This is a genomic window from Microbacterium sp. HA-8 (genome assembly GCF_046111165.1).
GTDB lineage: Bacteria > Actinomycetota > Actinomycetes > Actinomycetales > Microbacteriaceae > Microbacterium.
The window spans coordinates 225,083-245,536 of the sequence record NZ_CP162025.1; the positions used below are offsets into that span (position 1 = coordinate 225,083).

A 20,454-nucleotide genomic window follows, 5' to 3' on the forward strand; every position below is an offset into this window, starting at 1 on the left:
AGACGTCTTTGACGTACAACGCCGATTCCACGGCGCCGTCTGTTCGATCGCGTCGGGCGCTGCTTACCTTTGCGCACCGCGAGCTACGTGATCTTGCCGAACGAACGGGCGCGCGGGACGACTTCCCGTATGCAACGGTTTTGCGGCTCATTAACGCCCTAATTCAAGACGGCAGTGCCACTCCTCAGATCTCGTCTAACGGTGACGGGGGGATCTTCGTCGAATGGCTGGCCGGTGGGCTGTCACTAACAATCGATTATGAGGACGAGACCGAGATCTTGATCGCGGCATCCTCAGTCGCCGTGGGCGTTGAGTTCGAGAAAACCGTCACTGCTTGGTGGACGGCGTCTAGCGATGTCATTCCCGCGGCGCGATCCTTTCTGGCTCGACTCTCGTCACACGTAGCTCACCCGATTTCGCTGACGTAGCGTGAGCGGGGCGACGGCTTCGTCCCCTGTCGGCGCCGCTGTCGATGGGAAAGAAGTGATCTGGCGGCGTTTCGACGAACGCGACCCAGCCCACTACGACAATCTCTCTGTTGATGAACAATCCGGGGAGTCGAGACTCAAGGGCCACGCGCTCCGCTTCGATGACGACGGATGCTCTGTCTTCAGGGAGCGAGTCATCGTGGAACTTGGCCTACGCCCGGGCGCGATCGCTACTCGTCAGTACTCGGCTCTCGCCGCGGCAAAGTGTTGTGAAGTCGACCAGTTCGAGTCAGGCCTTGCCACGGAAATCGGACAGGAGTTCCGAGTCGTCCCTGACCGCCTCGATCCGCCTCCGCCGTTCAATCCGGCGCACACCCTGATCGAGCATCACGGCGTTTACGGCTCGAAGACGAAACGACGGCAGGCCATTCACCAACTCGCAAGGCGCGTCTTCAGAGTGCCATGATGCGGTTTCCCGCAACGTTTGATGAGGCAGGGGCAGCCCCATCGAGGACCAGACGCTCCGCAACGTTGCCCGCCGCCAGCCGTACGAGCATGCGCGTTGTCACAAGGACGGCCCACTTCGGGATGGTCCCCCGAACAACCCATCCAGCCTCTCCGCCCCGCGCCGCGCCGCGTCCGACCTCGCGCGGCTGTAGCGCTCGGTCATCTGAAGGGTGGAGTGCCCCATGATGGCTTGCACGTCGTTCGCAGAGGCGCCGCCGTCGAACAAGAGCGTCGCCAACGTGTGGCGGAGATCGTGAATGCGGTAGTCGTCACGGTCGAGGAGCGCTTTGAGAGCATCCCATCTGACGGCTCTTCGGACGTTTGATCCGTTGATCCGACCGCCCTTCGGTCCGGTGAAAACGAGCGCCGACCGTGACTTTTCCTTCATCGCTTCTGTGAGGTGCGGGACGAGTGCGGAAGGGATCGGGACGTCTCTCTCCTTGTGGCTCTTCGGTGTGTATTCCTTGATCCGGCCGTCGAGGTCGACGCTGAAGCTCCGGTGGACGTGGATTGTCCGCGCTGTGAGGTCGACGTCACCGACCTGTAGTGCGGCTGCTTCGTTGGCACGCATTCCCGTGTAAATGAGGCCGGCAAGGTAGTTGCGATAGGGACCAGCCGGAACGGCGCTCAACACGACGCCAACCTCTCCCAGCGTGAGTGCGCGCGATCGGAGGTTGAGCTGTGGGTCCGCGACTGGCCGCCGCGCGAGGCGTGCCTGGTTCATCGAAATGAGCTGGGCGCGCACCGCGCCGTCGAGGAGGCGGCTCAGGACCGCGAGCGCGTCGATCTTCGTGGAAGCCCCGCCCGTCCACTCGGTGAGCGCTTGCTCGACATCGCCGGCGGTGATCGTCTCAAGTCTGCGGTGGCCGAGCCACGGCTTGACTCGCAGACGCCAACCCCGTTCGTACGCTCGCGCGGTAGCGGGTCGAACGCTGTTCCGGATCGCCGGCCAATATCTCTCGTGCCAGTCTTCGAGCTTCATCGAGCCTTCGGGGAATTGGCGTGCGACGCTTTCGGCTCGCAGCGCCTTCGCCTCCTTGAGGGTGTCGACGAGGGTGGCCCGTTCTTTCCACTCGCCGTCGCGCCCGACGCCCCACACGCGGACCTGGTACTTGCCGCCGCGGTCTGCGCGGTATCGAATGCCTTCAGGAAGTGTCCGACGGGTCTTGGGGTCGATGCGAGGCGTATGAGCCTCACCGGAAGTCACGGGTGCCTCCGGCTTCGAGGAACTCGTCGAGAGTGGTGCGCTTCCAGAGCATGTGCTTGCCCATCTCGGCATCCGGGTGCGGGATCTGGTTGCGGCGGCGTAGCGAGTCGAATGTCGAAATCGGCACGCGGCAGTATGTGGCTGCTTCCCGCCGGTCGAGGTAGGCGGAGCGGATCGGTTGTTCGTCGATGTCGGCGAATGGTGATGCTTCCAACGTCATTGCGACCTCCTCGAATCTTCCGTGGAACGCGAGATGGCTTCTCGCGACGAGTGTTGCGGGGGCAGGTTGAAATGCAGCCGTATGGATGCGGCGCATTGATGGCGCGCAACCCGGTAGTAGAGCGGCTTGGTGCCGGAGAAGTGCGGGGTGAGGTCACCGAGGCCAACGTGGTGGCGTAGCCGTGATGGGCTGATCCCGAGAGCGGCGGCGGCACTGATGTGGTCAAGGGCCACTGCGGTGGGCGCGGTGATCGGGGGACTAGTCACTCACCGGTCGACCGACATTTGATGTCATTCCGACCAGGCGTCCGGCGCCGCGCGCCTTCTTGATCCAGTCCGAGGCGGTGCGCTCGGGAACGTTGAGCTCGAGCGCGATCATCTTGACCGGCGGCTGATCCGAGAGTGCGGATGCGCCGTACAGGATCTCGATGACCTCCCACCGCTCCTCTTTCATGCCGCGCTTCACGACGGCTTGCGCCATCCATGGCGGGATGATGCGCCCCTCACTGGTGGTGAGATCCGCGATCGTCAGCCACGAGACATGCTGCGCATCGTCCAACTGCACGGCAATGCAGTGCGGGATGGCTGCCTGCAGGATCGCCTGCGGAGCAGTGTGGCGGAGCTTGTCCTCGTCGAACTCGTCGCTGACCGCGCGGTTCACGATCGTCGTGACGATGTACCGCCCGCGCTGCGGGTTGTAATGCGCCTCGATCGTTGTCTCGACGCCAGAGGCGTCATCCGACGCCGTGGCGACGAAGCCGGGGGCTATGCGCAACGCGGTACCGACGGGCTGCGTGATCGCGAGCCCGGACATTGGCTGCCCGTCGGTTGTCTTCACGTCGACCTTCACCTCCTCAGTTTGCCTTACCGCGTTGGCGTTCCGCAGATTGCTCTTGACTAACTATACGACTAAGGCATGTACTGATGTCTAGTACCAATTCAGATCCGCAAGTCCAACAGATCGGAAGTGCCGAAGATGAAGGTCATCGCGATCGCGAACCAGAAGGGCGGCGTTGGCAAGACCACCGTCACTATGCAGCTCGGCGCGGCGTTGTCACGCCGTCACCGGGTGCTCGTTGTCGATGTCGACCGACAGCAGTCGACCGTGTGGTGGGCCGAGAATCTCCACGAACGACTCCCGTTCGACTTCGCTGGTAGCCAGAACCCGAAAGCGCTCACGGGGCTGCGGGAGTTGCGGGTCGAGTACGACTTCGTGCTCGTCGACACCCCAGGAGCTCTCGACGACACACCCGTGCTCGAATCGGTGCTCGACGCGGCCGACTACGTTGTCGTCCCGTTGACGCCCGAGCCCCTCGCAGTGGAACCGACGATGCGGACGATCAGTCGCCTGATCGAACCGCGGCGGCTCCGGCACGCGGTGCTCCTGAACCGCATCGACGCGCGCATCCCGTCCCAGCTGCACACCTGGCAGGACCTGCTCGACACGACGTGGGGCGTCCCTCGTTTCGACGCGTATCTGCGTCAGTACAAGACGCAGTCGGATGCCCCGATCCTGGGTCAGCTCGTGACGAACCTCCGCGACAACCGCCGTACTGCGGGAACGATCGCCGACGTCACCCGGGTCGGCATCGAGATGGCCGCGCAGGCCATCCCGACCCTGGCAGGGCGGTGGTGAGCATGGGCAGAGTCGATCTCGCCGGGAAACTGCACGATGCCCGCGCGCGCGTCGAGGCCGAGACTCCCGCGGAAGAGCGCAGGCTGGCGAAGTTCGCGCGACTCACGCGCAAAGACGCGCGGGTGCGGCGGGATCAGGATGCCGCGCTCACCGCGCTCGCGAAAGCCCTGATGCAGCGCCGGCCCGCGAAGAGTGAGCGGATCACCGAGAACACCCTCATTCGCGTCGCGATCGACCTGCTCCTCACCCACGCCGACGAGCTGTACGGCTCCACCGAGGACGAACTGCGGAACTCCGTGACTTCCGCAGTCCGGACGCTCCGGAGTCCCGCATTTCCGGACGGCGGTGCTGCGGCACCCCCGGGCTTCCCCTCTTCCGAGTTCCCGGAGAATGGGAGGCCGGACCTTCCCGTCTCCCGCACGTCCGCACCGCGTGACCTCGCGCGGCATCGCGCCGGCGCGGACGGCGGATCATGACCGAGCAGGGGCGACGTCCGGAGCCCGAAGAGGAGCGCGCGGCGCGAGCAGAAGGCGGGCGGGGGCGGGGCCGCGTGTATCGCGAGCGAGACACAGACCGGCTCCGGGAACAGAGGCGAGCGTACCGGGCGTCGCACGCCGACCAGATCCGGGAAGGCAAGCGGGCGTGGCGGGAACGGAACGCCGACCACATCCGGGAATATCGCGCCGCGTACGACGCCGCGCACCGTGACGAAGTGCTGCAGCAGAAACGCGAGTACATGAAGGGCTACCACCAGCGAAAGGCGCAAGAGCATCGCCAGCAGGACAACAAGAAGTCCTCGGCGAAGAAGTACTACGAGGCGCACAAGGAACAGCACCACGAGTACACGCGGCAGTGGCGCGCCCGCAAGCTCGCCGAGAACCCGGAGGGGTTCCGGACAGTACAGGTGCAGAGGCAGCGGCGGTGGCGGGAAGCGCACAAGGAGGAACAGAACGCGAAGCTCCGGGCACGGCGGCGGGAGAACCCAGAAGCGAACCGGGTCGCGCAGCGCGTTTACTACGCCGCCCACGCGGAACAGCTCAAGGCACAGAAGCGCGCCCACTACGCGGCGAACCGGGACGCCGTGCTGGCGCGAAACCGCTCCTGGAAGCAACGGGAAAAGCGACGAAAGGATGCCGGGTTGCCACCGCGGCGGATCCACACCACCTCGGCGGGGGAACGTCGGGCCAATACCGTCGCCGCCGACGAGTTCTTCAGCCGCCTGCGATCCCCGGAGGAGGTCGCCCACCTGCGGCACCAACTCGCAGCGCTGGAGCAGACCCCGGAAGTGCTCCTCGCGGCACTCGCGCGGGACAATGCGCGCGCCCGGCTCGAGCACGCCCTCGCCACCGACTTTACTGTCGCCCGTCGCAGCCGACTCGGCGAAGCTCGGGCTGCACTCGCCGCGCAACCCTCTCGCCGCGCGGAACGCGATGCGGAAGAGAACGCGCGGTTGGACGCGATCGGCAGGCAGGTCAACGACCGGCTCCGCCGCAACCCGCCGCGCCGTACCCCGCACGTGGACCCCGCCGCGCCACACCCCATGCTGACCCCCACCATCACGAACACGACAGGAATGAACCGATGACCGCCACCCCGAACACCGACGCGACCATGATCGACCGCGCCCACACCGATGCCACCGTCTACCGGGTCGCGATCTGCGCGTTCACCTACCACCCGAACAAGCACCTCGACGAACTCGGGTGGGACATCGCCGAAGACGTTGCCTGGTGCCTCGCCCCGCTCCGAGCACTCTCCGCGGAGTTGCTCGCAGAATTCCGCGTGACTATCGCCACGTTGATCACCACCCCGGCCGCCGATCGGCAGGCATTCATCCGCCGCCTCTCTGCCTTGAGTGGTGACGACGGCGCGGTTGATCAGCTCACCTGAAACACCGGTATCCGGCCTACGGAAGGAACGCAACCATGAGCATCCCCGCACACCTCGGGGCACTGATCGCACTCGCGACGATCGCGTCCATCACGACCGTGGCGCTGCTGCCGGTCCTCGCCAGGCACCTCCTGCGCGGTCGCCTCAAAGACGCCGCACACATCGCCGGCGTCATCCTCATCCTCGTGGTGATCACGAGCGCGGCCGCGGTCACGCTCGCCACCTATCCGTTCGACGCGACAGCGTCGACATGACCACAATCGCGCGGCCGCGCGCCCGCGCAGAGGCGCGATTGCCGAAGGGAGAAGGGAGCGGCGCCGAGGCCGGGCCTCTCCTGGCGGCCGATGGTAGCTCCCTCACGGGTTGCTCCGTTCCGGCCCTGCGGCATATCCTCCCTCGCTGCGCTCAGTCCGGTAATCCTCGGACTCGGCACTGCGCACCCCTCCGGGAGCATCTGTAGCCACTGCCAGGAAGACACCGGAGGAGCAGTCGACAGCGAGAAAGCAACTCCCAATCCGTCAAACAGGGGACGGTTTCGGTATACTTTTGACATGTCGACGCGAACGCTGGCCCGCGATGATCTCTGGGAGATCGCGACGGCGCAGCATGGTTTCGTCACCGCGCAGCAGGCGAAAGACGTCGGCGTCGGCAAGGAGACGCTCCAAAAACTGGTCGGCCGCGGCACGGTGGAGCGGGCCGCGTTCGGCGTCTACCGCTTCCCCAAATATCCCGTGGGCGAGGCCGACCCGTACATGCTCGCTGTGCTCTGGACCAGGGCACCCGAGGCGGCACTCAGCCACGAGACGGCACTTGACGTGTACCGGATCAGCGACATCAACCCGAACGTCATTCACGTCACCGTCGGCAAACACCGTCGGCTGCGTCGCAGCGACGGGCAAGGCTACGAGGTGCACTACGAAGACCTCGACCCGGCACAGCTCGGCTGGTGGCAAGAAGTGCCGACTGTCACCGCCGCCACCGCGATCGCCCAGTGCATCGGGTACGGCACACCCACGTACCTGCTGCGACAAGCGCTCCAGAACGGGCACGAGCAGGGCCGGCTCACCACAGCCGAACGAGACGCACTGACAGCACGACTGGACACGCGGCATGGCTGAACCGTTCGCGTCACACCAGACCGCCAGGCTCCGCAACCTCGCACCCAAGGCGAAGCCCCCGGCCTCCGCGAGCATCCTGAACACCTGGATCGCCCAAGCAGAACGACAACTCGACTCCGAGACCGACCGGGGGCGGCTGGGCTGGCTCATCGCGTCGTCGGTGGCGGTCGCAGCAGTCCAGCGTGCCGTCGACGACGAAGGCCACCAGCTATTCCTCCTCAAGGGCGGCACTCTGCTGCAGCATCGGCTGCACAACACCGTCCGCGCTACCAGAGACATCGACCGACTCATCCGCGGGGACATCGACGCATTCCTCCTCGCACTCGAGACCGTGCTCGCCACCCCGTGGGGCCCGCTGACACTCCGCCGCGGCCCGGTAGAAGTAATCAACGTCGCCACGCGGATCGCCAAGCCCCGCCGATTCGACATCTACCTCGAACTGCGCGGCGTGACCTGGCGTCGCATCCACTTCGAGATCGCGCCCGACGAAGCGCACATCGGCGACGCATCGGAGTCGATCGCGGCACCCGCGCTGGGCGGATTCGGGCTGCCCGATCCAGACGCGATCGTCGGGATCGCGATACGGCATCAGATCGCACAGAAGCTGCACGCCGTCACCGACCCCCACGACCCGCCCGCTTCGGTCAATGATCGCGCCCGCGACGTCATCGACCTGCTGCTCCTGCGCGATCTCGCCGCCGAAACCGGCACGCCAACCCTGCGCGAGATCAACGACGCTGCCACCGCGGTGTTCCACAGCCGCGCCGCCGAAGCCCTTCAGCTCGGCCTCACGCCCCCGAAGCTGGCCAGCCGAAGTCACCGGCCATCCACACTGGGCCGACGACTATCAGCGCGCAGCCGCGTCCGGATCGCTCACCCTCCCGCTGGGAGAAGCCGTCGACCAGGTCAACGCGTGGATCGCCGCGCTCAGCCGATCCTGACCTGCGTGCGGACCCAGTACCTTCTCAATGCGCGAAGGAATTGACCGTCGAAGCGTGATGTCTCGCTGTCGCTCATAGCCTCTGGGTGGGTTCCGCCGCAGGAGTGGACGCAAGCGCACGCTGCACCGCGTTCGCACTCACCCCGAGCACCCGGGCAATGTGCGTGACCGGCCGGCCGAGGTTCCGTAGCTCCACCGCCATCGCGATCCGCTCCGGGGTCATCACTGTCGGCCGCCCGGGTCGGCGCCCTTCGCTCGCCGCCGAGGCCATCCCCGCTTGTGTCTGCAGACTCACCAACCGGCGCCGCAGCGCCTCCAGCGCCGCGAACACTTCGGCCGGGTCCGCAGCGACACCCACGCGCGCCGATAGCGCCGGTTCGCTCAACGAACGAAACCCGGCACCCCGGCCCGCTATGTCGCTCATCGCCCGAAGGAACTGCGGGACCGTCGGTGCCAGTATCGCCGCGCTCGTCACCAGCAGCGTGTCACCCGGCTCAAGGAACTCCAGACATTCCTGCAACCCCGGGGACCGGCGAGCGCCGGCCAATTCCTCATCCGCGAAGACGGGCGCCGCTCCGGCTCGGGCCAGTTGCTCGGCATCCGCGCTGGTCCCGGCTCCAGAAGCCAGTTCCCGCGTGTAGCCGGCCAGCCGCGTCACCGCGACACGCCCCCACGCTCCGGCCCCGCCGGCGCGATCACCGGAGCCGCGACATCCACCGACGGTTCCCGCTGCAAAGAACGGCGCAGCGTCACCAAACCAGCCACCGTCTTCTGCTCGATCACGGTCGCGAACTTCCCATCCGCCGGAACGTGCAATTCGGGAATGACCTCACGCAGCGCCGTCTCATGCAGATCCACCAGCAACTCCGTCACTCCGCGCGGCAGATCACGCCGGGATACCGCGAACTCTGTCACGTGGTGCAGCTCGCTCAACCACTGCGTCGCATCGAACCGGCTCAGCCGTGCCGATTGCGCAGCCACGAGCGCGGCGCTCGCGCCGTCGAACCCACCATCGGCGCGGTGCGCATCGAACGCCGTGCGCCCGTCACGGCCCAGCACAGTGAGACGATCGACGGATGCCGCGTCCTCGAGCGCGGCGACCAGTGCCCGCGTCGCATCGAATCCCCGATCGTGCGTCTCGCGACTTGTCCACCGTGCCAGAGTCCCGGCCCGCACGTCGCGGAGGTAGAGCGACGCGACCGACAACAGACTCTCTGCGCGCCGCGACGTCACGACCACGACCCGCGCCTGGAAGCCCTCGGCCGCGAACCGGTCAGCCGTGCCGACCGCGATCGACGGATCTTGAAACGCCCCCTCGAGCACCAGTGAGCGCCGGTTCTCCCGCGCATGCCGGATGCAGTCGCGCACCCACCGGGCGGTTACGCGTGCGAGAGCCTCGCGAGCCTCTGGTGCCCGCGTCGCGGTGATCTCGATGAAGCGGGGGTGGAACGCGCGAAGGTCATCACCGGTGACCACGGCGAGATCAGGACCGTGTTCGTGGAGCAGACCACGCGATGCTCGAGACCTTCCCCCGCCCTGCTGACCTGCAAGCAGGATCAGAGTCGGCGAGTCCTCCGTCGGAGGAAGGTCAGGGAAGTAGAGCGGCAGGATGCTGCGCCGAAGGATCTCGTCCCGGGAATCGGCCCCGAGCTCCCACTCGCTCACGGCGACTCTCGAGACAGGTCCGCGATGCGACTGTTGATGCGTGCCGAGAGCGTGTTCACCGCGTCGCGGTCGTACGCATCGACAGCCAGCACATCCTCCCGCAGCTGCGCGACGTCAGTCTGAGCTAGGTCGGGATCGTGGCGGGTCGCTCCGAGCAGAAGCGCAATGAGCGTCGTCGCCGACTCGCGCATCGCGTCGTACGCGACCACATCGTTCACTCGCCACGCCGAGATCCCAGCCAATCGTGCCTCCTACGGATCATGCTAGCCGTAGTCGAAAAGGTCTTCCCCTGAGTTTCGGACATTCGGCTTCTGTCGCCCCACTCTGATGAAAATGTCAGCGGTAGGAGCGAGTGGCCGGACCGGCCGCTGAGCGACAGGGCGGTCTGAGACGCTGGCGGTCGACTTCTTCGGCATCGCCCGCATGGGGATGGTTCAAGCGTCGACCGGAGTCGCGGTGACGGATCACCAATTGCGCAAAGAATGAACGTCGTGTGCCGGCGCCCAATCCTGATCCCCGTGTGCCGCATGCGATTGTTGCTGCCGTTCCGTTGGATAGGCTGGCGCCCACACGCCTTGATTGGACCGGGAGGGGAATCCGTGACCGCAGCGGATCGGCTGGCTCAGTCTACGTATGTCCACTCTCGTTCTTTGGGAGTTTTTCCGCAGGGCGCGGCCGGCTGGGTTGCCGCGCGACGCGCAAGAAGCGTCCTCGATGATTACGTCGGGCTTCGGCGCGTGCAGCGTCCGCGCCTCGGAAGCATCGCCTAATGACGAAGGTAAGCGGCGCGACGAAGCAGTCGTTGGCCAAGCTTCTGGAAGACGAGACCACCCACACGGTTCTCGATAGCCTCTTCACCCGGTACGAGGTCAAACGGCTGACTCCGAACATGAGCTCCAACAAGCTGAGCAAGGCTACCTACCTCGTCCAGCAGCTAAGCGACCGCGGCGCCCTGCCGGACCTAGTTGAGTACCTCGCGAACCCGCACTCCGGGCTATCCAACTCCTTCCGCCGCGGGCACGCTGCGTCGACCGACTTCTATCGCAACTACGACAATGGCTTCGGCGCAAAGACGTCAGCGGCGAAACCGAGAGAGCGCGCGTTCGCGCGACCCGGCACGACCGCGCCCCCCGCGACTAGAACATCCACAACGCACGCCAAGCGATACATCTTTGTCGTTCGGGGGCGCGATGCGAGCGCCTACAACGCTCTCATTTCGCTCCTAACAGCGCTTGACTTGCGCGTGGTCACCTGGGATGAGGCGACTCGGAGCGCAGGTGGGGGCACGCCGCACACGCTCGATATCGTCCGCGCGGGGATAGGCATCTCAGACGCAGTCATAGTGCTGATGACGCCGGACGACGAAGGCTACGTGAAGTCGGGCTTCTACGACGCGACACGCGATGACCCGCGCGAAGCTCGGCCCACCGGACAGGCGCGGCAGAACGTCGTCTTCGAGGCGGGATGGGCGATGGCCCTCAATCAAAACGGAACCGTTCTCGTCCGTGTGGGGGATGTTCGCCCGCTGAGCGACATAGACGGACTGAACTACGTTTGGCTGACCAACGATATCGACAGCCGTCGACAGCTCATTACGAGGTTGCGCAACTGCGACCTCGAAGTGCGCGACAACGACGATCGTTGGCGCACTGCCGGCGAGTTCCCCGAGCGGTAGATCGGGGTCGACTCGAGCAGGGGCATCGGCAAGCGGCCCGGCGCTCCATGGACGGGGAAGGCGAGGCGGAAGGCTCCCCAGTGCGGGAGGCAGGCTGTGGGGATACCCCTCTCGCTACGGACAAGAATCCGTGCTCGCGAACATACTGCGGCGAGACGTTGCTCTTCACCGTTTGAACTGGCATGACCAGCCGGCGTTTGGCGTAAAACGCTCGTCGTCGAACCGAGTGGCGGGTACTGCCAGAATGAAGCAAACGGGGGAGGAATACATCGATGAGCTATGTCGAGCATCCGATTGAACATGTACCGGTAAACGAGCTCCACCTCGACGTCACCAACTACAGGTTTGCCAGTGCTCAGCCATCCGAGAGCGCCGCGATGAACTTCCTTTGGGCCGAGCAGGACGTGGCGGAAGTTGCACGTCTCATCTTGCGTGACAGTTACATCGACAACGAGATCCCATTGGTAGTCCGGGAGGATGATCAGTGGATACTCCTGGAAGGCAACCGTCGAGTCTCCGCACTCATGGCGCTACTCAAACCTTCGCTGGCACCCGCACATCAAGGTGAGGTCGAGCAACTGCTGAAGCGTTTCGCCATCGAAGCCGAGGCGCTTCCCTCAGTTATTCGAGTCATGGTCATGCCTACCCGAGAGGCAGCCGCTCCCGTTCTGGCGCGTCTCCACATCGGACAGTCCAAGAAGGCGTGGAATCTCGACGAACAAGCGAAGTTCGTACTCGCACAGCTCACGAGCGGGACGACCCTCGAACAATTGAAAGCACAGCTCCCCGCGATCAAGGACATCCCCCGCGTGGTCCGGATGGGACGCGTCCGAGAGAGGTTGCGCACATCGCGCTTCAATGACCCGGATATCTCGGCCTACGTGAATGGGCCGAGACTGGCGATGTCCTCCTTCGAATATGCCTATCGGAATCCCACAATTCAGAAACTGATCGGACTTGAGTTTGACGCGCAAGCACGGGTGGTTCAGTGGGCACAAAGTCCAGCTGAGTTAGTCGCACTCGAACGACTGGTTAGGGGGTTCCGCGACGGCGAGCTAAATACTAGACGCGGGCTCAAACCGGACACCGAAGGGTACGAAGACCTTCTCATCGAAATGAAAGGCGGGATCCTCTCGCCAGCGACAACCGATTCGGCGCCTGAATACCTCAGCGATCCGCAAACGCCCGAAAGCCCAGCTTCCGCGCCAGAGGAGTCCGAGCGCAGCGACCCGGACGAGGACGTTCCCGACCACCCGACCGCACAAACACCCGCACCAGATCCCGACAATCCCGCGAGCAGTCCAGGCCTTCCGCCGAGCGAACCTGCCGGTCCACCCGATCCCGGCGAACCCGCTGCGTCGCCGACCGAGCCGGATGCACCAAACACGCCTCGCGGTCCCAACGATCCGGAAACCAAGCTGAATCTCAGCACAGCGGGCATCGATGAAGGCTTGATTCCGATACCGTTCCAGCATCGGCTACGGGAACTGCGGCGAATCAATGTCATCGAATTTCCGGCCGCGGCAGCCATGCTCATGCGCTCCGTGGTGGAGGCCTCAATCAAGGAGCACTACGGGCTCGGAAACGGCATAGAGGCAACCGGAACTCTAGGGGATGTGATGGGTCGGGTCACTGCTGACTACGGAAGCAACGGCCAACTCGCCAACGCGATCTCGAGCGTGAACAGAACTAGGAAGAATGCGAGCGATATCCCCGGTACAGGGCAGTGGTTCAACCTCGTTGCCCACAGCGTGAATGTGGATGCCCAGGGAAAACACATCCACCAAGCCTGGCGCGTGGTGTATCCCCTCGTGCGCTTTATGCTGACTGAATCGCCGCGGCCGCCGAAATAGCACGTTCGAGGTTCGACGAAACGATCATCAGCTCCGAGGCGCGACCGGGGTAGCGCGCCGAGTAGTTCAGGTCGTACGGAAACGTCAAGAAGTCTGCATACAGCTGCTCAATTAGCGGCGAGCGATCGTAGGTCATAAGCCAATGGGCATCCGTCACCGCGGCAACGACCGTCGCGAGGTCCGAATGATCGCGTGCATCGAACGCGTTCAGATAGAGCTTCGACCCCGCCTCGACATACGGAGGATCGATGTATAAGAACGCATTCGAGTCGCTGGCGTAGTCTCGAATTATCGAGCGCCCGTCGTCGTCGCGGACGGTAATGCGGTCTGCTAACGCTCCGATCGCCTCCACGCGGCTGACCAGCGTTTCGCGATTGAACCTCGCGTCGATCTTGTAGTTGCCAGACTGGTCGAGGCCACCGATAACTCCACCGGTCAGAACTCCCGAGCGGTTGGTCCGGTTCAGGTAGAAGAATGCAAACCCAAGCTCGAGGCTGCGACCCACGTCTCCTTGGCGATAGATCTCCCGCTGCTTTAGCCACTCCGTAATGGTGAGCTGAGCGGACTTGATCAGTTCCACGAAGGCCGCGTTCTGATGCACGACGCTGTGCCAGAAGGCATGTACTGCCGAGTCAAAGTCGTTGACCACCAAGTGGTCGACAATCCCTTCCCGAAGGAGCGCAATACCGGCTCCGGCCCCGCCCGCGTACGGTTCCACGTACACCGCTCCGTCGATGCCGAGCTCTTGGATGAGGTCGGCGAAAAGACCTGCCAGCGCGGATTTTCCGCCAGGGTATCTCAGCGGCGAAAGAGTCCCATACCGCCGGCTCGCGGAGAGCGTAAGCGTTTCGTTCAACGAATCCTCCTTCGTTCACTCATCGAGCAGTCCGCCCAACTCTAGAGCTCCCGTCTACGTGACCGCTTACGACCAGTGTTCGCCGGGCAAGACCGACTGACTGGCTACTTCCTCGCGGCACCTGGGATGATCCCTGAATATCGCGCGCATGATTCGGACGTTCCAGATGGGCCTCGCTGCTGGCAGTTGGACGCGCACGCAACGTTCTAATACTCCAAGGTCTAGGCCTTGATCCGTCGAGCAGGGCTGCACGCCGCGAACGGGGACTCACGCCCCGCGACCTGATCGAGCAGCGCGGCATCGACCGCGGGATCATCGCACAACTGGGCACCGACCCGCTCCAGGGCATCAAAACGGTTCACACCCACGGACTCTCCGAGAGATTCGGCGTGCGGGGCCGTGTAGACGGGCACGTCAGAAGAGGGCCGCTGCGGCTGGCGGCTGACCGGGTAGAAGGCGACCGCGACGACCGCGACGACCGCGACGACCGCGACGACCGCGACCAAACGAAGACGAAGAGACAGAGCAATGCACGCAGGCACTTTTTGTGGAATTCGTTTTGAGTTCAGCATAAAAGCGGTACGCTGTTCGGGTGCGAGGAGGTCTCGAGCGCTGGAAGAGAGGTGTCGGATCGCAGGGGGTTCGACAGGCGCTGGGCTATGCGTTGAAGGGCTCGTGTGACTCGCACCTGCGCGCGACCGTTGGTGTGGATGCGCTCGCCGGATACGGGGATGCGGCAGCCGGCGTCCGACGATTCATCGTTACGGCGGGCGTCATTTCGACGGACACGCTTGACGAGATGCAGTTGCGCAGTTGGGTGGATGGGTGCGATCCGGAGTCCGGGGAGCGGCGTGGGCGCGATCTGAGTTCCGCGGATGCGGACCTCATTCTGGATGGCACGATCAACGCACCGAAATCATTCAGCATCGCCGCACTGATCGCCCCGGACCTGGCACGCGAGTTCGAGGCGCTGCAGGATCGGTTGCGGGATCGGATCATCACGACTTGGCAGGCCGAGCTGAACGCGCGCCGCGGCGCGGGTGGCAGGTTCCGTGAGCCCTTGCAGCGGGTCGAGGTTGTCGAGTTGCAGCATCGTCGTTCCAGGGCGTTGGACCCGCACGTTCATCGGCATCTGTGGCTGAGCGTGAAGGTGCAGGGCGAGGACGGGAAGTGGTCCAACGTGGACTCCCGGGTCGCGATGAGGCTGCACACCCTGATCAACGCCGAAGGCGAACTCGCCGCCCGCACCGACCCGCAATGGGTCGCGGCGCTGGCCCGCCACGGATTCACGCTGAACGCCGAGGGCGAGATCGCGGAGCTCGCTCACGCGGTCCGCCCGCTGTCGCGCCGGTCGACGCAGATCGAGGCAAACCGGGCTGTACTGCTGGTTGAGTGGCGAACCGCGCACCCGGGGCAGGAACCAAGCCCAGATCAGATGCACCGGATCGACCGACTGGCGTGGGCGAAAGCCCGACCAAACAAGCCTGGTGATCTCGACGAAGCTGCCTGGGAAGAACTCATCGCAGGCGAACTGGCCGCGATCGACCCGGGGATCCTGCGAGGTCGTGCCCCGGTGCCGGTGCAGGCCGGGACAATCGAGGATCTGGATGTGGCGTTGTTGGCGGCGCGGGCGATTGTGGATGCAGACGCGCGGGCCGCGTCTTGCGGGGGCCGGTTCAGCCTGGTCGACGTGCACGCTGGCGCCACCCGCGCCCTCGCGGCAACCGGGATCGTCGTCCCCCGCGAATCGCTCCAACCCGTGCTCGAGCAGATCATCGAGCGCGCGCTGACGCTGACGGTGGATCTGCTGGCTGCGGAAGAGGAACGGCCCGCGCACGTGAAGCGGCTGATGGCATCGACCACAGCCGCACTCAAGACCGAGCTCGCCGAGCGCTTCGACGCCCTCACTCGGGCGGGCGCCGCGGTTGAGCCCACCCTGATCGTCGCCGCGGCAGAAGCGGTGCTGCGAGAGCACGTCGAACTGGATAGCCGCCAGGTGCAGGCCGCCGCCGCAATCGCCGGGACCGACAGGTTGGTATCGGTGACTGGGCCTGCCGGCGCTGGAAAAACGACCATGCTGCGCGCCGCAAAAGAGGCGCTTTCGCAGCGCGGCGACCGGATGGTGGTGGTCGCACCAACGAAGAAGGCCGCCTCGGTCGCCGGCCGAGAGATCGGCACGTCTGCCTCAAGCCTGCACGCATTGTTGAGCGATCACGGGTTCCGCTGGGGGCGTGACGAGTCGGGTGCCGATGTCTGGACCCGACTCCATCGGGACGAAATCGACCCGACCACCGGGCTTCGCTACGCAGGGCCGCGCCGGTTCCCACTCCGGGCGGGGGATCGAGTCGTGGTCGACGAAGCCGGCATGGTCGACCTACACACCGCGAACGCCCTCGCGATCGTGGCGGCCGAGACCGGGGCCGGGATCGCGATGGTCGGCGACCACCTCCAGGCCCGGCCCGTCGGACACTCCGGTGCGATGGCGACGATGACCCGCCGTGCCACCGCCGTTGTCGAACTCACCGTCGTACATCGATTCCACGACCCGGAGTACGCCGAACTGACCCTGCGCATGCGTGAACCAGGTTCCAAGGATGAGGCGCTCGCGGTCGCGTCCGACCTCGACGCTCGCGGGCTCATCCACTGTGTCGCAGACCAAGCCCAGGCGCGCGAGGTGATGGTGGAGGCGTACTTCCGCGCCTCGGCGGGCCAGCGTCGGATGGCATTGGTGACCAGCACGAACGAGGAAGCGGACGCGATCAATGAAGCCATCCAGCAACGCCGCATCGACCACGGGCAGCTCGCGCTGAGCCGGATCGCGGTGGGACAGGCGGAGCAGCGACTCCTTGAAGGCGACATCGTTCAAACCCGCCGCAACGACCGCCACGCCAACGTCGAGAACAGGGCCCTGTGGGTCATCCGCAAGCTCACCTGCACCGGGATCGAACTGGTCAGCCTCAACGACAGCGCCGACGTCCGCACGGTCACGCGTGAGTACGCAGCCGACCATGTGCATCTCGCGTACGCGTCGACGGTGCACGGCATTCAGGGCGAGACCACGGATGCCGCCGTTGTGGGGCCGGGTGTCGACGCGGCCGGCCTCTACGTTGGAATGACTCGAGGCCGCACTCGCAACGAAGCGCTCGCGATCGCCCCCACCGCTGCCGCGGCCCGCGCGCAGATCGCGGACAGTATGTTCCGCGGCCTCCGTGAAGTCAGCATCAACGACTCCATCCGCGCTGCCCGCATCGAGCTGGGACGCGCCGCCCGCACCCCCCACAACGTTGCCGATACCCCGCCCGACCTGTGGAGCGCTCAACAAAGTCCAAGTCGCGAACTCGAGCGATACCAGTTGGAGCAACTGAATAAGGGGCTCCATGCGACGAAACAGGCGCTGATCGAGCTGGACCGCCGCATTGCGGATGACGACGCCGGCACGCACGGACACCCCGAAGCCGTGTTGACTGCCGCGCCGATAGTCGCGGCGCGGCAGCAGCTTGTGGCACAGTATGTGGCGGGTGTCGGTGAGTATGTCGAGGCCCGTCACGTTCACGAACAGGCGATTCTCGCCGCAAATGACGCGATGAATGGCAGCGGAGCACCCGCCCCGATCGCTCGGCAGAAGGACACCGAACGACGCCGCGGCGACGCAGACGCGCGTGTCGTGGTTCGGTCAGCATTTGACGGGTCGGACCTCTCGCGCTGACATGGTCGTGGCATCCCCCGCGGTCACTTCTTGGATCGGCCGGATTCGTGACTGAGCGTGCTCAGCCGCATGAAATGGATGTCGATGACCCAACTGAGCTCGTTGGCGCGCATTCGTTTCAGCGGGCTGGACCTTGATGATGAATTGAACCGAGCGGTTCTCCGCGCGTCTCGATCTCGACCCGCTCGACTGGATCATGTCTGGGACCTCAGCCCAGCTGGGCACCGAGTGCCCAACGAGCACCAGGCGTACTGGCTCGACGGAGGCCGCAAGATCATCACACCTGATCGTTGTGTTGGGGGACACCGAAACCACTCGAGCGAATGAATCGAGGTCGTAGCTGGGCACGTCGTCGTAACCCTGGAAGCCAACCTGGCCGGAATGAAATCCGCAGGGTGCGAGCACATCCCACTCAAGTCACTCTTCGGTGAGAAAACCTTCCAACTCCAGGAGAATCGTCACTTCTTTCCCAACCATAAGCCCACCTGTCTCGAGCGTCGCGCTCCAGGTCAGGCCAAAATCCTCTCGATCGATGGTTGTCTTCGCAGAAGCGCCTGCTCGATACACCTTGTCCGTGTCATAGCCAAATCCGCCCAGCTCGACCTGAAATGTAATAGACCGAGTCACATCGCGGATCGTCAATTCGCCATCGACGAGAAACTCATCACCGCTCACTCGAGCGCCGCTTGATACAAATTCCATCGTCGGGAATCGTGCGACGTCGAGAAAGTCGACCGATCGAAGATGGTCGTCGCGGATCTGCAAGTTCGTATTTACGGATGCTGCGTCGACCGTAGCGTGGAGGACGAAATCCAAGGGATTGTCAGACGCAATCAGAGTGGCTGATTTTACACCAAAAGCGCCCCGAACCTTCGAGACCATCATGTGACGAACGTGGAAGCCTACTTCGCTGTGAGTTGGGTCGAGAACCCACTTACCTGCGCGAAAGCCAGGAACCTCGGTGTTGGTCAGCGTCATTGATCTTCCTCTCCATGAAGGGACGGCGGCGCTCACATGAGCCGCTCGGGCAGGCGAGGCAACTACTTCGACTGGGACGAAGCACGTCAGCGTCCAAATTTTGTTTATGTTCGCAGAACACTCTGTTGGTTGTCAAGAACCCGACGAGACTCAGCTAAAAGGTCCGGGAAGGGCTGCGCGTGCCTCACGTAGGAATGTCCGCGTAGTTCCCTGGGGTGATGAGCAGGGAGTTGTCGATGGCGGCGCGCCGTGAGATCACGAAGAAGTTCGCCCGCGAGTATGCGAAAGCAGGCAAGGAAGAGAAGGGCCGGCTGCTGGACGAGCTTGTGCACGCGACAGGCTGGACGCGTGATCACGCGCGCCGCGCGATCCGTGCCGCGAACGCACGCAAAGGTGCCGCGCGCGATCAGCAGCGTAAGCCGCGTGAGCGGAAGTACTCCTACGATGCGCTCGTGGTGCTGCAAGAAGTCTGGCGGCTGTCCGGGCAGCCGTCGGGAAAGTACTTCGCGGCGATCATGGACGACACCCTCGAACGCCTCGTCCGCTTCCGTGAGCTCGGCAAGGTCGAGCAGCGGGTCACACCGGAGGTGCTGGACGAGTTGCGATCGATGAGCGCCGCGACGATCGACCGGTACCTGAAACCGCACAAGGACGCCGCCTACCCGGTCGCGGTCTCGGGCACGAAGCCGTCCCACATCCTGCGCTCTTCGATCCCGACGCGCACCAGCATGGACGCCCCGCTGACCGTCCCGGGGTTCCTGGAGCTGGACACCGTCGCGCACTGCGGCCACTCCCTCAAAGGCGAGTTCCTGCGCACCCTGACCGGCACCGACCCGGTCGCGGGGTGGACGATGCTGCGCACGATCCGCAACAACGCCTACGTGCACGTGCACGGCGCCCTGGAATGGATGGTGAAGAACGCGCCCGTCCCGGTCGCCGGGCTCGACTTCGACAACGGATCCGAGTTCATGAACTGGGGCGTGATCGCCTGGGCGGACAAGAAGGAGATCCCCGTCACCCGGGGGCGTCCCTACAAGCACAACGACAACGCGCACGTCGAGCAACGCAACGGCGACTGGGTCCGCAAACACGCGTTCCGCTACCGCTACGAGACCGAGGCGGAGATGACCCTGCTCAACGAGCTCTGGGATTTCGTGATGGCCCGCAAGAACCATCTGCTGCCCTGCGTGAAAGCGATCGACTGGACCCACACCGCAGCCGGCCGGAAGAAGCGCGTCTACGACAAGCCACGTACCCCCTACCAGCGGTTGCTCGACGCCGGTGTGCTCGACGAGAAGACCCGCGCCCGACTGGAGCGCGAGCATGCGAAGCTGAACCCGGCACGGATCACCCGACGGATCAACCAGATCCAGCAACAACTCATCGAACTCGCCGCCGCCCGCACCCAGGGCACCCGCCCCGCCGCCTGAGCTACGCGGACATTTCACGTGAGGCAAGCATCACTCACTCCCGGACATCTTGACGTGAGGCAAGACGGAACCTCTGAACGGTGCGGCTTGCAAGCTATTCCGCATCGAGACACGTCTCCTAACCGCTTCAGCCAGAAAGCGATGGGGCCCGAGAAGAGCGCCCGCAGCGGCAAGTGGGGGCGAGCTTGTCGTAACCGGCCGCGGGTTCGCGCCATCGCCTATCGTCTTCGTTCATCCTCGTTCGACGGTGTTTCGGGCCATGTAGTTGTCGACGTCGTCGTTCACTGGCCGGCCACCCTTCAGTCCGCGGCGTGTGCGGTGTCCGTGCTGAGGAGAGGGTTCGAGG

Annotated in this window: 22 protein-coding genes; 13 read left to right on the top strand and 9 right to left on the bottom strand. The window is 64.7% G+C overall.

The genetic code is table 11. The annotated features are described in order from the left end of the window. Positions 1–8: 8 nt before the first annotated feature. Positions 9–428 (top strand): hypothetical protein, encoded by a 420-nt coding sequence (locus tag AB2L57_RS00995; RefSeq protein WP_409047868.1) that lies wholly within the window; start codon positions 9–11, stop codon positions 426–428. A 1-nt stretch (position 429) separates the two neighbouring features. Further along, positions 430–894, top strand: coding sequence for a hypothetical protein (locus AB2L57_RS01000; protein WP_409047869.1), 465 nt, complete (start codon positions 430–432; stop codon positions 892–894). A 99-nt stretch (positions 895–993) separates the two neighbouring features. Here AB2L57_RS01000 and AB2L57_RS01005 read toward each other — a convergent pair whose 3' ends face one another. The 3 genes from AB2L57_RS01005 to AB2L57_RS01015 all read right to left on the bottom strand — a co-directional run bounded on the left by AB2L57_RS01005 (position 994) and on the right by AB2L57_RS01015 (position 3,199). Next, positions 994–2,142 (bottom strand): tyrosine-type recombinase/integrase, encoded by a 1,149-nt coding sequence (locus AB2L57_RS01005; RefSeq protein WP_409047870.1) that lies wholly within the window; start codon positions 2,140–2,142, stop codon positions 994–996. Continuing rightward, positions 2,129–2,362, bottom strand: a complete 234-nt coding sequence (locus tag AB2L57_RS01010) for a hypothetical protein (protein ID WP_409047871.1) — start codon at positions 2,360–2,362, stop codon at positions 2,129–2,131. The genes AB2L57_RS01005 and AB2L57_RS01010 overlap by 14 nt, the downstream gene beginning before the upstream one ends. Positions 2,363–2,620: 258 nt before the next feature. Further along, a complete protein-coding gene (locus AB2L57_RS01015) occupies positions 2,621–3,199 on the bottom strand; it encodes a hypothetical protein (protein ID WP_409047872.1) in 579 nt (192 codons plus the stop codon). A gap of 138 nt (positions 3,200–3,337) precedes the next feature. Here AB2L57_RS01015 and AB2L57_RS01020 point away from each other — a divergent pair, with 138 nt between their 5' ends. The 7 genes from AB2L57_RS01020 (at position 3,338) to AB2L57_RS01050 (ending at position 7,990) form a co-directional block, all read left to right on the top strand. Then, positions 3,338–3,997: a ParA family protein gene (locus AB2L57_RS01020; RefSeq protein WP_409048657.1), complete on the top strand. Its 660-nt coding sequence runs from the start codon at positions 3,338–3,340 to the stop codon at positions 3,995–3,997. Then, positions 3,994–4,473, top strand: a complete 480-nt coding sequence (locus tag AB2L57_RS01025; protein ID WP_409047873.1) for a hypothetical protein — start codon at positions 3,994–3,996, stop codon at positions 4,471–4,473. Before AB2L57_RS01020 ends, AB2L57_RS01025 begins: the two co-directional genes overlap by 4 nt. Continuing rightward, positions 4,470–5,582: a hypothetical protein gene (locus tag AB2L57_RS01030; protein WP_409047874.1), complete on the top strand. Its 1,113-nt coding sequence runs from the start codon at positions 4,470–4,472 to the stop codon at positions 5,580–5,582. The genes AB2L57_RS01025 and AB2L57_RS01030 overlap by 4 nt, the downstream gene beginning before the upstream one ends. Further along, positions 5,579–5,887, top strand: a complete 309-nt coding sequence (locus AB2L57_RS01035; RefSeq protein WP_409047875.1) for a hypothetical protein — start codon at positions 5,579–5,581, stop codon at positions 5,885–5,887. Before AB2L57_RS01030 ends, AB2L57_RS01035 begins: the two co-directional genes overlap by 4 nt. Before the next feature lie 35 nt (positions 5,888–5,922). Beyond that, complete coding sequence (locus AB2L57_RS01040; protein ID WP_409047876.1) at positions 5,923–6,141, top strand: hypothetical protein; 219 nt, start codon at positions 5,923–5,925, stop codon at positions 6,139–6,141. 297 nt (positions 6,142–6,438) lie between these two features. Further along, positions 6,439–7,005, top strand: coding sequence for a type IV toxin-antitoxin system AbiEi family antitoxin domain-containing protein (locus AB2L57_RS01045; protein WP_409047877.1), 567 nt, complete (start codon positions 6,439–6,441; stop codon positions 7,003–7,005). After that, the gene (locus tag AB2L57_RS01050) at positions 6,998–7,990 is read left to right on the top strand and encodes a nucleotidyl transferase AbiEii/AbiGii toxin family protein (protein WP_409047878.1); all 993 of its coding nucleotides are present in this window, start codon (positions 6,998–7,000) and stop codon (positions 7,988–7,990) included. Before AB2L57_RS01045 ends, AB2L57_RS01050 begins: the two co-directional genes overlap by 8 nt. 28 nt (positions 7,991–8,018) lie before the next feature. On the opposite strand, the gene AB2L57_RS01055 is transcribed toward AB2L57_RS01050, so the two are convergent. The 3 genes from AB2L57_RS01055 to AB2L57_RS01065 are packed head-to-tail and all read right to left on the bottom strand — an operon-like array spanning position 8,019 to position 9,828. Continuing rightward, the gene (locus tag AB2L57_RS01055) at positions 8,019–8,603 is read right to left on the bottom strand and encodes a recombinase family protein (RefSeq protein WP_409047879.1); all 585 of its coding nucleotides are present in this window, start codon (positions 8,601–8,603) and stop codon (positions 8,019–8,021) included. Continuing rightward, positions 8,600–9,610, bottom strand: coding sequence for a zeta toxin family protein (locus tag AB2L57_RS01060; protein ID WP_409047880.1), 1,011 nt, complete (start codon positions 9,608–9,610; stop codon positions 8,600–8,602). The genes AB2L57_RS01055 and AB2L57_RS01060 overlap by 4 nt, the downstream gene beginning before the upstream one ends. Continuing rightward, entirely contained in the window at positions 9,607–9,828 is a 222-nt protein-coding gene (locus AB2L57_RS01065) for a hypothetical protein (RefSeq protein ID WP_409047881.1), read from the bottom strand. The genes AB2L57_RS01060 and AB2L57_RS01065 overlap by 4 nt, the downstream gene beginning before the upstream one ends. 551 nt (positions 9,829–10,379) lie before the next feature. Here AB2L57_RS01065 and AB2L57_RS01070 point away from each other — a divergent pair. Further along, positions 10,380–11,285 (top strand): TIR domain-containing protein, encoded by a 906-nt coding sequence (locus AB2L57_RS01070; RefSeq protein ID WP_409047882.1) that lies wholly within the window; start codon positions 10,380–10,382, stop codon positions 11,283–11,285. Positions 11,286–11,557: 272 nt separating this feature from the next. Then, the gene (locus AB2L57_RS01075; RefSeq protein WP_409047883.1) at positions 11,558–13,138 is read left to right on the top strand and encodes a hypothetical protein; all 1,581 of its coding nucleotides are present in this window, start codon (positions 11,558–11,560) and stop codon (positions 13,136–13,138) included. On the opposite strand, the gene AB2L57_RS01080 is transcribed toward AB2L57_RS01075, so the two are convergent. Both AB2L57_RS01080 and AB2L57_RS01085 read right to left on the bottom strand, forming a co-directional pair. Next, positions 13,104–13,994 carry a DNA adenine methylase gene (locus AB2L57_RS01080; protein ID WP_409047884.1) on the bottom strand — a complete coding sequence of 297 codons (891 nt, stop codon included), beginning with the start codon at positions 13,992–13,994 and terminating at the stop codon, positions 13,104–13,106. The genes AB2L57_RS01075 and AB2L57_RS01080 overlap by 35 nt on opposite strands. 221 nt (positions 13,995–14,215) lie before the next feature. Beyond that, positions 14,216–14,500 carry a hypothetical protein gene (locus AB2L57_RS01085; protein WP_409047885.1) on the bottom strand — a complete coding sequence of 95 codons (285 nt, stop codon included), beginning with the start codon at positions 14,498–14,500 and terminating at the stop codon, positions 14,216–14,218. An 86-nt stretch (positions 14,501–14,586) separates the two neighbouring features. Here AB2L57_RS01085 and AB2L57_RS01090 point away from each other — a divergent pair, with 86 nt between their 5' ends. Next, a complete protein-coding gene (locus AB2L57_RS01090; protein WP_232711513.1) occupies positions 14,587–17,700 on the top strand; it encodes an AAA family ATPase in 3,114 nt (1,037 codons plus the stop codon). 417 nt (positions 17,701–18,117) lie between these two features. On the opposite strand, the gene AB2L57_RS01095 is transcribed toward AB2L57_RS01090, so the two are convergent. Further along, positions 18,118–18,678, bottom strand: coding sequence for a YceI family protein (locus AB2L57_RS01095; protein ID WP_409047886.1), 561 nt, complete (start codon positions 18,676–18,678; stop codon positions 18,118–18,120). Between the two features lie 218 nt (positions 18,679–18,896). Here AB2L57_RS01095 and AB2L57_RS01100 point away from each other — a divergent pair, with 218 nt between their 5' ends. Then, positions 18,897–20,108 (top strand): integrase, encoded by a 1,212-nt coding sequence (locus AB2L57_RS01100; RefSeq protein WP_409046856.1) that lies wholly within the window; start codon positions 18,897–18,899, stop codon positions 20,106–20,108. The last annotated feature ends 346 nt before the right edge of the window (positions 20,109–20,454 follow it).

Coding starts and splice junctions, on each gene's coding strand:
- AB2L57_RS01035 (WP_409047875.1), top strand. CDS start 5,579: ATGACCGCCACCCCGAACACCGACGCGACCATGATCGACCGCGCCCAC.
- AB2L57_RS01075 (WP_409047883.1), top strand. CDS start 11,558: ATGAGCTATGTCGAGCATCCGATTGAACATGTACCGGTAAACGAGCTC.
- AB2L57_RS01095 (WP_409047886.1), bottom strand. CDS start 18,678: ATGACGCTGACCAACACCGAGGTTCCTGGCTTTCGCGCAGGTAAGTGG.
- AB2L57_RS01020 (WP_409048657.1), top strand. CDS start 3,338: ATGAAGGTCATCGCGATCGCGAACCAGAAGGGCGGCGTTGGCAAGACC.
- AB2L57_RS01045 (WP_409047877.1), top strand. CDS start 6,439: ATGTCGACGCGAACGCTGGCCCGCGATGATCTCTGGGAGATCGCGACG.
- AB2L57_RS01050 (WP_409047878.1), top strand. CDS start 6,998: ATGGCTGAACCGTTCGCGTCACACCAGACCGCCAGGCTCCGCAACCTC.
- AB2L57_RS01070 (WP_409047882.1), top strand. CDS start 10,380: ATGACGAAGGTAAGCGGCGCGACGAAGCAGTCGTTGGCCAAGCTTCTG.
- AB2L57_RS01010 (WP_409047871.1), bottom strand. CDS start 2,362: ATGACGTTGGAAGCATCACCATTCGCCGACATCGACGAACAACCGATC.
- AB2L57_RS01030 (WP_409047874.1), top strand. CDS start 4,470: ATGACCGAGCAGGGGCGACGTCCGGAGCCCGAAGAGGAGCGCGCGGCG.
- AB2L57_RS01040 (WP_409047876.1), top strand. CDS start 5,923: ATGAGCATCCCCGCACACCTCGGGGCACTGATCGCACTCGCGACGATC.
- AB2L57_RS01100 (WP_409046856.1), top strand. CDS start 18,897: ATGAGCAGGGAGTTGTCGATGGCGGCGCGCCGTGAGATCACGAAGAAG.